The following is a 13,321-nucleotide window of genomic DNA, read 5'->3' on the forward strand; positions in this document are numbered from 1 at the left end:
GTCCGCACGGAAATTGCGGCTCGGCCCGCTCAGTGCATCTTGAAGCGGATTGGAACGCTCTTGGGTCCGCATACGAAATTTGCCTTGAAGCGGACCGGTTGCCCATCCAGTTCGACATGGTCGAGCCTGGGCAGCAACTCCTCCCACAGGATGCGCATTTCCATGCGTCCAAGATGCTGTCCCAGGCACAGATGCGGACCATAGCCAAAAGCGAGATGTCGGTTGGGCGATCGTTCGATGTTGTAACGGAACGGATCGTCGAAAACCGCTTCGTCGCGATTGGCCGACTGATAGCACATCATCAGCCAGTCGCCCGCCTTTACCTGCGCGCCCGCAATCTCGACATCCCTGGTCGCGCAGCGCATGAAATGCTTGATCGGGCTTTCCCACCGGATGGATTCGTCGATGTGGCCCGGAATGAGCGCCGGATTGCCTTTGAGCTTCGCATATTGATCCGGATTGTCGGCCAGCGCCCAGAGACCGCCCGCCAAAGTGTTGGACGTCGTGTCATGGCCCGCAGTCGCGACAATCGTATAATAGCTCATCGCCTCCTTGTGACCCATGGGACAGCCATTGACCTCTCCATTGGCAATGATCGTCGCCACATCGTCACGCGGACAGCGGCGGCGGTCCTCTGTCAATTGGGAGAAATAGCCTTCCAGTTCGGTGAAGATCGCGTGCCTGTTTTCCACCGCCTTGATCTTGTCGACCTCGGCGCCAGAACGGTTAAGATCGGGGTCTGCCCCGCCAAACAGTTCCTGGGTCAGCTTGAGCATATAGGCTTCGTCGCTCTGGGGGACGCCAAGCAGTTCCATGATGACGCGAAGCGGATAGAGGAACGACACGTCACGCGCAAAATCGCAATGTTCGCCAAAGGACGCCATCTTTTCGACAGCCTCTCGGGCGATTTCACGCACCCGGCTCTCGATCCGCTTGAGTCCCTGGGGAAGAAATGCTCCCTGCGTCAGCCGCCGGTAGGCCATATGATCGGGCGCGTCCATCTGCACCAGCGTGCGGACCAAGTGCGGCGAACCGTTCATCAGCTCGCGCACCTTCCTGTCGGCCTCGGTGGTGGTCAGGATGACAGAACGTCCGCCATTGCCGAAAATCTCCGGTTGCCGTTCCACTTCCTGAATATCGGCATAGCGGGTGACGGCCCAGAACGGATCATAATCCTTGGGCTGGACCTGCGCGAAGGGCGCGTTGCGGCGAAGCCAGGCAAAAGCTTCATCCACCGGGTCACGATCCGCGTAGGCTTTGGGATCCACGATCACGTCGGCCGTAGATTGGGGAACATTCATATCGCTGACTCCTCTCCGCGCCGACAGGTCGTTCGCGTTTTTCGTTTCCGGCTTAGGTAAAATTTACTGGTTGATCAACCATAAATTGTTCAGCGGCACTGGCCCGCGTCAATCGCCCAGCGCCGCCGACGCAAACCGGCCGTCCATCCAGATCAAAGGGTCGATCATGGGATGGTTGACGATTTCAACTACCTCACCGATGAACAATGTATGGGTGCCGACATCGATGCGTGACGTGATCTGACATTCCAGGCTCGCGGCGGCGTCGCACAGGACGGGCAGACCGGAAGGCGATGGCTGCCACTCGCCGGTGTCAAATCTTTGCCTGCCCTTGATGGCCCCGCTGAAGACCGAAACAAGGTCGCGATGACGTTTAGCCAGCAGATTGACGCAGAAGCGGTCATTTTCATGAAGCACCGGCGACAGGCTGGTCGTGCGGTTGACTGCAGCCAACAAGGTGGGCGGATCGGCGGTGACCGATGTCACCGCCGTTGCGACAATCCCCGTCCAGCCATCACCTTCGCCGCCCGTCAGAATGGCAATCGTGGAAGCAAGCCGCCGCATGGCCTGTTTGAATTGTTCGTCGATCATACTTCATCCTGACACGCAAGCGTCGTCACCGAAAAGAGGCGCGGAACAGTCAGCCCGCCGTTGCGCCATTTTCCGGCTCGCAGCCGCATTGCCGGCGCCCCAGTTGCAAAGCCAAGCTATTGGGATCTCCCCATAGGCCCCAAAGCCCCGCCGCACGGTTATAATACCAGCTCAGCCCATATTCGAGCGTGAAGCCAATCCCGCCATGGACCTGCAGCGCGATGTCGAAGACGGATTGCGCGCTCCTGCTCGCATAGCAAAGCGCCCGCGTCGCCGCCAACGCGCCGCCGTCCCCATCAACCGCCTCCTCCATCTCCTCCGCGAGCCTTGTCGACACGCAGGACAAGCCATATTCAAGCATCTTACCTTCGGCGAGCAAATGCTTGATCGCCTGAAAACTGCCGATGGTGCGGCCAAACTGCTTGCGCAATTTGGCGTAGTCCACAGCCATAGCGAGGCCGGTTTCGGCCAGCCCGCACAATTCCGCGACCGTTGCCAGCCGCCCGAACCGCTCGATCGCCTGTTCGACCTGCAGGGCCTGCGTCCCACGAACCAGAACGGTTGCGGCCGCCTGCTCGAAATGAACCATCGCGAAGCGCCGGGACAGATCGGGCGTCGAAAGTTTCTCGACGCGCACGCCGGCCGCGGCGGCGTCCACCAGCAAGAGGACCGGCTCGTCACCATCGAGACCATGGACCAGGAGGGCGTCGCACAATTCGACATTATCGACCAACGTCTTGAAACCGCTGATCCGGTCGGCGGAAAACCGGCATCCCGCCCATACGTCCGGGCTGACGCGCTGGTCAGGCGTTTCGGTCAGGCGCGCCATCGCCAGCAGCTTTTCTCCCATCATATAGGGTTCCAGTAATTGCTGCGCCACTTCTTCCGCCGCGCGCCATGTCAGCGGGAGACCGATGAACATGTCGATCGTGGGGCCGATGATGGGGTGCCGGCCAATCGAACGAAATATCGCCTCGACCTGAGAAGCGCCGGCGGACGATCCATGATCGGTCGCCAGAACATAGGGCCATCCAAGGCCCAGCAATTCTGTCCAGACGCTCTTCAGTTCTTCACTGGAAGGAAATGGGCCGGTCGGCTTGATCGGCATTCGCGCCGCAAGGAACCGAGACGCACCCCGGGCGATTTCCTCGTTCAGTTCAATGTCTATGCTCACTGAAGCTTACCTTCTCTGGGCAGGCCTAGGATACGCTCCGCCACGATGTTCCTCTGAATTTGTGCGGTGCCGCCATAAATGGATGCGGCCCGGCTCCAGTAATATCTCTGGACGATGCGGTCGGCATCCAGCCCTCCGGGATGGCGGGAGGAGATATTCGCATATCCGCCCAGCAGCTCCCGGCTCCAGCGCGACAGCTTCTGCTCAAACGCCGCGAGCACCATCTTGTCCAGGGAATCGGTCACGTCCGGCTCGTCCGATCGCGCCATCAGCCGTGCCGCGATAGGACGGGACTGGGCTTCAAAGGCATAAAGGTCGGCGTCCAGCTCCCCTATGCGGCGCGCCACCCAATCTTCGACCGGCGCACCACCGGCGCGCAGTTCGTCCACAACCATCTGGAAATCCATCGCCAGGTCCGTGGTACGGCGAAGCATATAGCATCCCCGCTCGAACGAGAGGGTGTGCATGGCATAAGCCCAGCCTTCGTTCAGCGAACCGAGCAGGCCGTCTTCGGGCACGAACACATTTTCAAATGCTACTTCGGCGAATTCCGCCTCGCCGTTCAACTGCTCGATGCCTCGCACCGTTATTCCGGGCGTATCGAGCTTCAGCACCAGATAAGAGATACCCTTGTGCGCAGGGGCCGAACGGTCGGTCCGGACAAGCAGTGCGATCCAGGTCGCGACCGTAGCGCGCGTGCTCCAAATCTTCTGGCCATTGACGATGAAGCCGCCCTCGACGCGCTCGGCCGTCGTGGTCAGGGAAGCGAGATCGGACCCGCTGTTCGGCTCGGAAAAGCCCTGACACCAGACCTCCTCTGCGGTCAGCATCTTGGGCAGAAGCCGACGCTTCTGCTCGTCGTCTCCGAATTCCACGATGGTCGATCCGACCACGTCTACGGCGTTGATCATCGGTGGCGGACCACCGGCGCGGGTGAGTTCCTGCGCGAAGACCGCCTGATGCACCAGCGTAAGGCCCCGCCCTCCGCATTCCACCGGCCAGCCGAGACCCAGCCAGCCCTTGGACGCAAGATAACGCTGCCAGTCGCGCAGCGCCTGAAGCCGCTCGTCAGGATCATTCGGGATGACGGGAAATTTCTGTTCGGCAAGCCACGCCCGTGCAACGCGGCGAAACTCGCCCAAATCCTCCGGAAGTTCAATCAATTCGCTCATGCCGCATCCTCAACCTGCATTCTGCCGACCGGCGCCTGGATCGCTGGTATCATTGCTGGCTGTCAGCGCAACTCGGTCGGCGCGACGCGGCGCAAGGCATTCCATATGGAATGTGAAGGCGACCTAATACTGAGATCGGAACTTGGCTGGTTACGCGGTCATTCCATATGGAATGAATGCTCGAGCGGACGCCGTCCTGGCCCCCGCTTGGCAAAAACATGCCATATGGGATGCCGAGAGGATTCGTCTGCATGAGTTTCGCGCCGGCCAACCATATCAATCAGCCATTTGCGGCGCGTGCCGCGATGAGCGGCGCAACATCGTTGACCTGTATTCATTGATAAATTGAAAGGCGTCCCCAATTTGACCGACTATATCGTCATTGGCGCGGGTTCCGCAGGTGCGATCATCGCTGCCCGCCTCTCGGAGGACGCAAACGCCAATGTCGTGCTGATCGAAGCCGGGGGGCGCGATAGCAGCTTTCTGTACCACATGCCTGCAGGCTATCTGGGCTTGGTGAAGGCCGGGATGGGGAACTGGTGCTACGAAACCGTTCCACAGCCGGGTTTGAACGGGCGCACCATGTATTTCCCGCGCGGAAAGGTTCTTGGCGGCTCCAGTTCCATCAACGCGCTCGTTTTTGTGCGCGGAAACGCTGGAGATTTCGACGGCTGGGCGGAATCCGGAGCGCAGGGCTGGTCCTATCGCGAATGCCTGCCCTACTTCAAGAAACTGGAAAGTTTTGAAAAGGGTGAAGATCCCTATCGAGGCGGAAACGGTCCGATCGGTGTAAGCGCAGGTCCGCCGATTGAAGACATGTCGGATCTGGGCCAGGCAGTGATAAGGGCCGGCATCGAGGCAGGCTATCGGATCAACCCCGATTATAATGGCGCTACGCAGGAAGGTTTCGGGTCGGCTAATTCGAACATCGCCAATGGCCGTCGACAGAGTACCGCATCCACTTATCTAGCGCAGGCTGCAGGACGGCCAAACTTCCGGATCATCTCGTCGGCTCATGTTACGCGCATCCTGTTCGAAAAGGGACGCGCCGTAGGCGTTGAATATATCTCAAAAAAGAAACTGCATCGCCTCGATACAGGCGGTGAGATCATCCTTTCTGGCGGCGCCGTGCATTCTCCCCAGCTTCTGCAACTGTCGGGCGTTGGGCCTGCGGCGCTGCTGCGCGCTGCGGGGGTCGACGTGGTCGTGGATCTGCCAGGCGTTGGCGAGAACCTGCAGGATCACCTCACAGTGAACCTTCAGCAGGAGATCACCAAGCCCTGGTCGGAACTGGGCAAGATGAAGCCGCTCAACACGATAAAGGCGCTGGCGCAATATGCCCTCTTCACCTCGGGCCCGACGACTTCCAACGGGCAGGAGATTCTTGCGTTTCTGAAAAGTGACAACGCGCTCGCAGAACCCGACATCCAATTTCACTTTCCCAAGATCATGGTCCAGGATCACGGTCGCATCATCATAAAGCGGGAAGGGATCACGGCCGTAGCCAACTTCTCCCGGCCACGCAGCCGGGGAACCGTTCGGATTTCATCCGCTGATCCGCGGCAGGCGCCGGTGATCGATCCAAAATATTTCTCCGACCCCGAAGATATCCGGATCACACGCGAAGCCATTCGAATGGGTCGGGACATTTTCGCGCAGCCGGCATTTGACGATCTGCGCGGGCCGGAATTCGCGCCGGGCGAGCAAGTGCAAAGCGACGAGGATCTCGATCAATATATCCGCGACACAATATATAGCGGTTATCATGCATGCGGAACCTGCAAGATGGGTGTGGACGAGTTGGCGGTGGTTGATCCAACGACGCTCAAAGTACGCGGGATCGACGGGCTGCGGGTGGCGGACGCCTCGATCATGCCGGCGATCGTCAGTGGAAACACCAATGCCGCATCGATGATGATCGGCGAAAAGGCCGCGGATCTCATCAAGGGCATCTCTCCGGCCATGTCCTGAGTGGGAACGGCTCCCGCATCCCCGCTCTATCTCATTCAATCCATTTATCAGCGAGGCTCAGAACGTGACATACAGACTTTTGATCGACGGTCAGCTTGTTAATGGATGTTCGACCCTAGATGTCGTGGACCCGGCCACCGGCCTGCCGTTTGAAGTTTGCGCACGTGCTGATGAAGCACAACTGGAGGAAGCAATAGCCGCAGCCAGGCGCGCATATCCGGAATGGTCACGACGGCCTTATAGCGATCGCCGGAAATGCATTGGCGAGCTGGCAGCGCAGCTAGAGCGGCGGAAGGACGAGTTTGCGCGTCTTCTCACCCGTGAACAGGGCAAGCCATTGCTGGAAGCCGGATATGAGGTCGCAGGCGCCGTCGCCATTCTTCGTTGGCATGCCGAGAACGAGTTACCGCTGGAAATCATGCACGACAGGGAAGACGGCCTTTTCGTTGAGCAGCGCACACCGCTCGGCGTGGTAGCGGCAATCGCCCCCTGGAACTTTCCGCTGATCCTGATCGTCGGCAAGATTGCGGCAGCTTTGAATGTGGGCAACACGGTCGTTGCCAAACCGGCACCAACCACCCCGTTGACGACCGCGCTACTGGGTGAAATTGCCGCCGAGGCGCTACCGCCTGGCGTTCTCAACATCATTATCGACGCTAATGACCTAGGCGCGCGCCTGACGAGCCATCCGGATATAGCCAAGGTCAGTTTCACCGGATCGACGGCTACCGGCAAAAGGGTGATGGAAAGCGCAGCAAGTTCCCTCAAGCGCCTTACCTTGGAACTGGGCGGAAACGATGCCGCCATCATTCTCGATGATGTTGATGTAAAGAGCATCGCACCCAGAATTCTCTCTGCTGCCATGATGAACGCGGGCCAGATTTGCCTCGCGGCCAAGCGCGTCTATGCCCCGGCATCCTTATATGATGAACTGTGCACGGAATTGGCGCGCCTCGCCGACAACATGGTCGTGGGGAACGGGCTTGATCCGGAAACCAACATGGGGCCGATCCAGAACAGGCAACAATTCGATCGCGTCCGCGAAATCATCGATGATGCCCGGCAGAACGGCAATGTCATCACAGGCGGAGAAGCATCGACCCATGGGGGATATTTCATTACGCCCGCCGTGGTGAGAGATTTGTCGGACGAGGATCGTCTGGTGGCGGAGGAGCAGTTCGGTCCGGTCATTCCGATCCTCAGATATGAGACGATCGACGAATTGATCAGCCGCGTAAACGACTCAAAATTCGGGCTTGGTGGGACTGTCTGGACCGGGGATCCCCTAAGGGGCATCGAATTGGCAAAGCATATTCGAAGTGGCGTCGTTTGGGTCAATCGACATCTGGAGATGCCCTTCGATATACCAGTCGGTGCGGCAAAAGAGTCAGGTTTTGGCGTTTCGCAAGGCCTGGACGGGCTGAAGGAATATACACAGCTTAAAATCATCAACGCAGCCAAGCCTTAGCCAGTTTAAGGACGCTGACAACCATGATCCTTCGTGTGGCGACTGTTGCAGCCCACGCGCTTAACTCAGCCCGAATTTGGCCGATTTTGGCGTGAAGCTTTTCCAGGTCCGCTTCGCTCAGCCGACGATCAACTCGACCGCGAACTGGACTTGCGTCGCATCGGCCATTTGCCCTGCGCGCTCTTCGTCGTCGCGGCCCTCCCGCTCTGCCTTGGCCAGCAAAAGAACACCGCCGTCCGAGGTCAACCGGCCACCATCGAAGGCGGCAGTGATCTTCTTGCGTGCGATCGCTGGGAATCGAATTTCGTTTCGGATAGGCTCGGTCATGGCGGGTGTAGCCTGCGGCATTTTCTGCCCCGGAGTAGGGGCGGCTTAGACACCCAATTTCCTACTTCAGATCAGAGCCTTGCGCGACTCCCGCCAACCTTCCGGGTCACCCCGGTGAATAGGACGGGTTAAGCACGTCGCCCATCTCGCGCAGCGCGTGCTGCGCCTGGGAGACGGCCATGCCATAGCCCGGGATAATGATGACGTTCTCGGCTTCCTTCATCATATACGCCGCGTCTTCGGCAGCGCCGCGCTTCCACGGACGCTGCTCCTTCGCCGCCCCGTCGCCAGCAGAAGCCTCAGCCCCGAACCCGCCCGCAATCACTGCAAAAAAGCTGCGGTTCATCGCTTTGCACATGATGTTGGAAAGGATGGCACCGGAAGAGCCCACCAGCGCACCGGTCACGATCATCGCAGTATTATGAAGCGTGAAACCCATCGCCGCAGCAGCCCAGCCTGAGTACGAGTTGAGCATCGAGACCACCACCGGCATGTCCGCGCCACCGATCGGGATGATCAGCAGAAATCCTGTACTTCATCCCACCCCCACTGTGTCAAAATATAACGTTAGATTAGAATCAAATACCGCCTCATCGCATGGACCGAATCGGTGAGGGGCCACGACCTCACGCCACGATTGAAGCAAATATCTGCATACGACCGACCTCAAGCCGAAGCTTGGGCGTAGCGCCCGTCAAGATAGATCAGCGGATCTCGCGTGCCATCGCCGAAGACTTCCAGGACACGCCCGACAAAAATCACATGTGTGCCGTAGTCCAGATTGGTGTCATTCTGACAAACCAGCGAGGCTTGACAATCTGCAAGGAATGGAACCCCCTCCTTGGACATCTTCCAGTCGTGCGTCGCAAAGCGCTCCTCGCCCTTGGCAGCTCCGGCACAGCGATTAGCCAGATCCTCTTGCCCGCTCGGAAGAATGTTGACAGCGAAAGCATTCCCCCGGAGTAGCACCGGAGATATAGAGGCACTCTTGTTGACCGAGATCAGCAGCGACGGCGGGGCCATGCTGACCTCGCAGAATGCGGTAGCAGACATAGCGTATCGCACACCTGCCTCCGCCGCTGAAATGATAACGACTGAGCGCGCAAGGCCTCTCAAAGCATTTCGAAATTGATCAATCATTGCGCCACACACCCATTTTTCGCACTTACAACCGATTCCAGGAGGCAAGCGCCAATTGAACATATTATAAACACGTACCAGAAATATTGCCGTCAAGCTGCCAGCCTAGACACTGCCTTAAGCCCAATATTATCCATCGGTAATCCCAATCCGCAGGAAGTCGAAGACTATCATATTATTGTTTATATATATGTACCACTTTTTTGGTTCCTGCAAGATAGTAAATTGGCACCCAAAATGTCCGTGGTCGGCATCCCGATCCTCCGCTAGCGAGCAGGCGGGCCGACGCCCGATCGCCCGGGGTAGCGACCGTGGATCTGGTGGCCTGCCCGTCTCGGGGCGCACGCCGCCGCCACGATTGGGCTCGGACCGGCACACTGTCTGCCGACATCCAAATCTTTATATTCGATGCTGAAGTGCTTTCACTTTTGGTTCTTGCAAGTCTTGCGAGCACCATGCCCAAAGCTGGAAGGCCTCACCTGACGAAAATCGAGAAATGATAGCTAGACCAGTTCCCGATCCAATTTCGTTGGAGCGATTGCTTTAAATTTTTGGTTTACCGCGTTTTCCAAGTCGGCCGGCGGTTCCACCGTAAGCGCGAAAACCTCCCCACATTTTCGCAGGCGCTGATCTGGCTATGTTTCGCCCCTCATCCGAGGGGTATCGTAGTGGCTGATGATGTAAGAACCTTCGAAACAGGTTTCGAAAGGCAGGAGGGTCAGCGGCCCTCGCGTATGGATGTCATTCCAGCAGGGCCGATGCGGCGGCGCTGGTCGGCCGAGGCCAAGGCACGGATCATCGCGTCGAGTTTTGAACCCGGCGCCAACATCGCGGAAATTGCGCGAACGCATGGGCTGCTGCCGCAGCAGCTCTACGCATGGCGGCATGACAGCATTCCGGGCAAGCGCCTGGCGAGCAAGAAGCTGGGCTTTGTTCCGGCGGTGATCGAAGATGCGGGTGGTCCCAGCTCGGCTGATGGTGGAGGCGATGAGATCGTGATCCGCACGGCCGCCATCGCGATCCACGTGCCGTCGGGCGCGAGCGAGGAACATATCGCCCGGGTTCTCGCCGCTGTGAGCCGGTCGGGATGATCATTCCGCCAGGGCCGCTCAAGGTGATGGTGGCGACAAAGCCGGTCGACTTCAGAAAAGGCGCGATCAGCCTGGCGGCGCTGGTCGAGCATGAACTCGGACTCAAGCCCTTCTCGGGGGTGGTCTTCATCTTCCGCTCGAAGCGGGCGAACAGGATCAAGCTGCTGGTCTGGGACGGCACCGGCCTGGTGCTTGTGAGCAAGGTCTTGCAGACCGGAGGCTTTCATTGGCCGCGGGCGCACGATGGCGTGATGCGGCTGTCGGCATCGCAGGCGTCGGCCTTGTTCGAAGGGCTGCAATGGTCGAAAATGCACACGCCGCGCACCCAGGTTCCGGTGACGACGCGATAGGTCGCACGCCTGATTCCCTTGATCGAAAGGCCATTGCGGACCGATCCAAAACTGCCAGAAATGGGGCATGTCCGCCACGGCAGCCGACCTTCCCGACGATGTCGCCACCCTCAAGGCGATGGTCCTGGCCGGCCTCGATCGTGAAGCCCGGATGCAGCATATCATCGACCATATCACCCGCACGACCTTCGGGAAACGGTCGGAGAAGCTGAGCGAAGATCAGTTGGCGCTTGCCTTCGATGATCTTGACGTCGCCCGTGCTGAACTGGAGGCGCTTGGCGAGCAGGCGGCCGGTCAGAAGAAGGAACGGGCACGAAGGGAAAGCGGGACAGCACGGGCGTCGTTGCCCGCGCACCTGACCCGCATTGAGGAAGTGATCCTTCCAGACGAGAAGGAATGTCCCTGCTGTGGAGGCGCGCTGCACTGCATAGACAGCGACATATCGAGCCGGCTTGATGTCATCCCGGTACAATATCGCGTCATCGTCACGTCCCGACCGAGAATGGCGTGCCGCGCCTGCAGCGAGGGCGTGTTCCAGGCGCCCGCGCCTAAGCATGTGGTGCCAGGCGGCCTGCCCACCGAGGCGCTGATCGCCGATGTTCTGGTCAAGAAATATGCCGATCACATGCCCTTCTATCGGCAAGCGCAGGCGCTGCGGCGGCAGGGCATCGAGGTCGACCGGGGAACCATGTGCAACTGGGCGGGTCGAGCTGCGGCCTGGCTTGGTCGCCTGACCAGCCGGATGAAAGTGGATCTGCTGTCGGGCGCGAGGCTGTTCGTCGATGAGACCACCGCCAAGGTCCTGGCGCCTGGCACCGGCAAGGTGAAGACGGGATATCTCTGGGCGATCGCTCGTGATGATGGCGCGCATGGCGGCACCGATCCACCGGCGGTCGCCTACACCTACATGCCGGGTCGCGGGAAAGTCTGGGCGGAAAAGCTGCTCGGGGACTTCACCGGCATCGTCCAATGCGATGGTTATGGTGCCTATAAGCACATAGAGGCGCCGGACCGGAAAGGCGGCCCGGGAACGCTCGCCTTCTGCTGGGCGCATGTCAGGCGTGGCTTCTTTGACGACGCCAAGGGTGGCAACGCTCCGGTCGCCGATGAGGCGCTGCGGCGGATCGCCAGCCTCTATAAGATCGAGGCGCGTATCCGAGGCTCCAGCCCCGAACACAGGTTGGCGGTGCGCCAGGCTGAATCCGCCCCGATCATCGCCGACATGCGGCCCTGGCTTGAGGAAATGCTGCCCAAGCTGCCGCGGAGCTCCAACACGGCTGAGGCTATCGGCTACACCCTCAACCACTGGAAAGGCCTCGTCCGCTTCCTCGAGGATGGACGGATCGAGCTGGACAACAACACCGTTGAGCGGTCAATCAGGCCGCTTACCCTCCAGCGGAAAAATGCCCTGTTCACAGGTCATGATCTGGGGGCTGAAAACTGGGCGACGTTCGCCAGCCTCATCGAAACCTGCAAACTGAGCGGTATCAACCCGCAGGCTTACCTCACCGACGTCCTCGCCCGTATCGTCCTGCGCGGCGACGCAGATCCGATCGATGATCTGCTCCCCTACAACTGGCTAGATAGCCGCACCCCCGTCAGCGCCGTCATCGATCAGGCCGCCTAACGCCTCCCAGTGGGAGTGTTTTAGCGCTTACGTTCCACCTGCTTGGTTCACGCTTGAGTTTCCGAACAGGAGCACATGATAAGTGGCGTACATTGTCTGAATTGGCTCGATCTCATCTTAACCAGGGATCACGGCGGACCAAGCCGAACCCGGCTGACATTCGCTCGCTTGCCTGACCGTCGTTTTCTTTGCCGCCTGATCACTGACTTCAAGAATCATCGCATGCAAGCCCCACCATCAACATTAAGAGTCTGGCCTGTGATATATGACGCATCTGGCCCCGCGAGGAAGGAAATGGCAGCCGCCTGTTCTTCCACCTTGCCTTGCCTGCCCATTGGAATCGTCGCGACAGCCGCAGCGAGCATCGCCTCTCGCTCCATCTTGGCCGCAGTGGCCAGTCGTCTATACGTACCATCCACCATGTCGGTGTCCGTTGCGCCTGGGCAAATGGCGTTGACCCGAATGCCATGTCCGGCAAGTTCGGCAGCCATTTGCTGGGTTAAGCCGATGACACCGAATTTGCTCGCGCAATAAGCACCCAAATTGGGCATGCCCTTACGTCCCGCCATCGACGAGACGTTGACGATTGCCCCCCCTTTTCCCGCGTTGATCATCTGGGCGGCGCATGCCTTTGACACGCGGAAGACGCCAGTCAGATTGATATCGATTGTCTCATGCCAAAGGCGCTCGTCCAATCCGATGATCGGCGCGGCCCCAGCTTCACTCGGCACGCCGGCATTGTTCACCAAAATGTCGAGGCGGCCGCAAGAATTCATGATCTGCGTAACCATGGCATCCACTTGTTCTGGCTGGCTGACATCACACGGCAGCGCGAGAGCCTGCCCACCTGCCGCGACAATTTCATCAACTACGGACTGCGCGCCTCGCCATCCGGTCGCACGCTCATGCGGAGGAAAAGAAGAAGTATCACGAGGTCTTGCGGAGACCACGACAAACGCACCCTCCCGGGCGAGACGGCAGGCCGCGGCGCGACCGATCCCCCGTTGCCTTCCAGCGCCCGTTACGAGTGCCACTTTCCCCTCAAAGCCAGCCATATTCACTATTCCTGCAGTTTCAGCCAAACGCATCCGATATCGCTATTGGGAGAG

Annotated in this window: 12 protein-coding genes and 1 pseudogene; 5 read left to right on the forward strand and 8 right to left on the reverse strand. The window is 59.3% G+C overall.

Annotated elements, in window-relative coordinates; genetic code table 11:
* Positions 1-29: 29 nt before the first annotated feature.
* From NUH86_RS06395 to NUH86_RS06410, 4 genes are all read right to left on the reverse strand, one after another.
* Positions 30-1,301: a cytochrome P450 gene (locus tag NUH86_RS06395; RefSeq protein ID WP_267251659.1), complete on the reverse strand. Its 1,272-nt coding sequence runs from the start codon at positions 1,299-1,301 to the stop codon at positions 30-32.
* 108 nt (positions 1,302-1,409) lie between these two features.
* The gene (locus NUH86_RS06400; protein WP_267251660.1) at positions 1,410-1,892 is read right to left on the reverse strand and encodes a flavin reductase family protein; all 483 of its coding nucleotides are present in this window, start codon (positions 1,890-1,892) and stop codon (positions 1,410-1,412) included.
* A gap of 49 nt (positions 1,893-1,941) precedes the next feature.
* Positions 1,942-3,066 (reverse strand): acyl-CoA dehydrogenase family protein, encoded by a 1,125-nt coding sequence (locus NUH86_RS06405; RefSeq protein WP_267251661.1) that lies wholly within the window; start codon positions 3,064-3,066, stop codon positions 1,942-1,944.
* Positions 3,063-4,238 (reverse strand): acyl-CoA dehydrogenase family protein, encoded by a 1,176-nt coding sequence (locus tag NUH86_RS06410; protein ID WP_267251662.1) that lies wholly within the window; start codon positions 4,236-4,238, stop codon positions 3,063-3,065. The genes NUH86_RS06405 and NUH86_RS06410 overlap by 4 nt, the downstream gene beginning before the upstream one ends.
* Positions 4,239-4,601: 363 nt before the next feature.
* On the opposite strand from NUH86_RS06410, the gene NUH86_RS06415 reads away from it, so the two are divergent.
* Positions 4,602-6,209, forward strand: coding sequence for a GMC family oxidoreductase (locus NUH86_RS06415; RefSeq protein WP_267251663.1), 1,608 nt, complete (start codon positions 4,602-4,604; stop codon positions 6,207-6,209).
* Between the two features lie 79 nt (positions 6,210-6,288).
* A complete protein-coding gene (locus tag NUH86_RS06420; RefSeq protein ID WP_267251664.1) occupies positions 6,289-7,677 on the forward strand; it encodes an aldehyde dehydrogenase family protein in 1,389 nt (462 codons plus the stop codon).
* 117 nt (positions 7,678-7,794) lie between these two features.
* On the opposite strand, the gene NUH86_RS24830 is transcribed toward NUH86_RS06420, so the two are convergent.
* The 3 genes and pseudogenes from NUH86_RS24830 to NUH86_RS06435 form a co-directional block, all read right to left on the reverse strand.
* Positions 7,795-8,004: a hypothetical protein gene (locus NUH86_RS24830; RefSeq protein WP_416365376.1), complete on the reverse strand. Its 210-nt coding sequence runs from the start codon at positions 8,002-8,004 to the stop codon at positions 7,795-7,797.
* Positions 8,005-8,134: 130 nt separating this feature from the next.
* Positions 8,135-8,533, reverse strand: a pseudogene (locus tag NUH86_RS06430) (NAD(P)(+) transhydrogenase (Re/Si-specific) subunit beta); the annotation flags it as partial.
* A gap of 137 nt (positions 8,534-8,670) precedes the next feature.
* Positions 8,671-9,144 carry a flavin reductase family protein gene (locus tag NUH86_RS06435; RefSeq protein WP_267251665.1) on the reverse strand — a complete coding sequence of 158 codons (474 nt, stop codon included), beginning with the start codon at positions 9,142-9,144 and terminating at the stop codon, positions 8,671-8,673.
* Between the two features lie 668 nt (positions 9,145-9,812).
* Here NUH86_RS06435 and tnpA point away from each other — a divergent pair.
* The 3 genes from tnpA (at position 9,813) to tnpC (ending at position 12,212) form a co-directional block, all read left to right on the forward strand.
* Entirely contained in the window at positions 9,813-10,235 is a 423-nt protein-coding gene (tnpA, locus tag NUH86_RS06440) for an IS66-like element accessory protein TnpA (protein WP_267249845.1), read from the forward strand.
* Complete coding sequence (gene tnpB / locus NUH86_RS06445; RefSeq protein ID WP_253345114.1) at positions 10,232-10,585, forward strand: IS66 family insertion sequence element accessory protein TnpB; 354 nt, start codon at positions 10,232-10,234, stop codon at positions 10,583-10,585. Before tnpA ends, tnpB begins: the two co-directional genes overlap by 4 nt.
* Before the next feature lie 67 nt (positions 10,586-10,652).
* A complete protein-coding gene (gene tnpC, locus NUH86_RS06450) occupies positions 10,653-12,212 on the forward strand; it encodes an IS66 family transposase (RefSeq protein ID WP_267249844.1) in 1,560 nt (519 codons plus the stop codon).
* A gap of 215 nt (positions 12,213-12,427) precedes the next feature.
* On the opposite strand, the gene NUH86_RS06455 is transcribed toward tnpC, so the two are convergent.
* Positions 12,428-13,300, reverse strand: a complete 873-nt coding sequence (locus NUH86_RS06455) for an SDR family NAD(P)-dependent oxidoreductase (protein ID WP_267251666.1) — start codon at positions 13,298-13,300, stop codon at positions 12,428-12,430.
* Positions 13,301-13,321: the final 21 nt, after the last annotated feature.

Origin of the sequence: Sphingobium sp. JS3065, from assembly GCF_026427355.1 — a bacterium.
GTDB lineage: Bacteria > Pseudomonadota > Alphaproteobacteria > Sphingomonadales > Sphingomonadaceae > Sphingobium.

Bases quoted from the DNA above. Each gene is read 5' to 3' on its own strand.
- NUH86_RS06395 (WP_267251659.1), bottom strand. From the start codon at position 1,301: ATGAATGTTCCCCAATCTACGGCCGACGTGATCGTGGATCCCAAAGCC.
- NUH86_RS06400 (WP_267251660.1), bottom strand. From the start codon at position 1,892: ATGATCGACGAACAATTCAAACAGGCCATGCGGCGGCTTGCTTCCACG.
- NUH86_RS06410 (WP_267251662.1), bottom strand. From the start codon at position 4,238: ATGAGCGAATTGATTGAACTTCCGGAGGATTTGGGCGAGTTTCGCCGC.
- NUH86_RS24830 (WP_416365376.1), bottom strand. From the start codon at position 8,004: ATGACCGAGCCTATCCGAAACGAAATTCGATTCCCAGCGATCGCACGC.
- NUH86_RS06435 (WP_267251665.1), bottom strand. From the start codon at position 9,144: ATGATTGATCAATTTCGAAATGCTTTGAGAGGCCTTGCGCGCTCAGTC.
- tnpB (WP_253345114.1), top strand. From the start codon at position 10,232: ATGATCATTCCGCCAGGGCCGCTCAAGGTGATGGTGGCGACAAAGCCG.
- tnpC (WP_267249844.1), top strand. From the start codon at position 10,653: ATGTCCGCCACGGCAGCCGACCTTCCCGACGATGTCGCCACCCTCAAG.
- NUH86_RS06455 (WP_267251666.1), bottom strand. From the start codon at position 13,300: ATGCGTTTGGCTGAAACTGCAGGAATAGTGAATATGGCTGGCTTTGAG.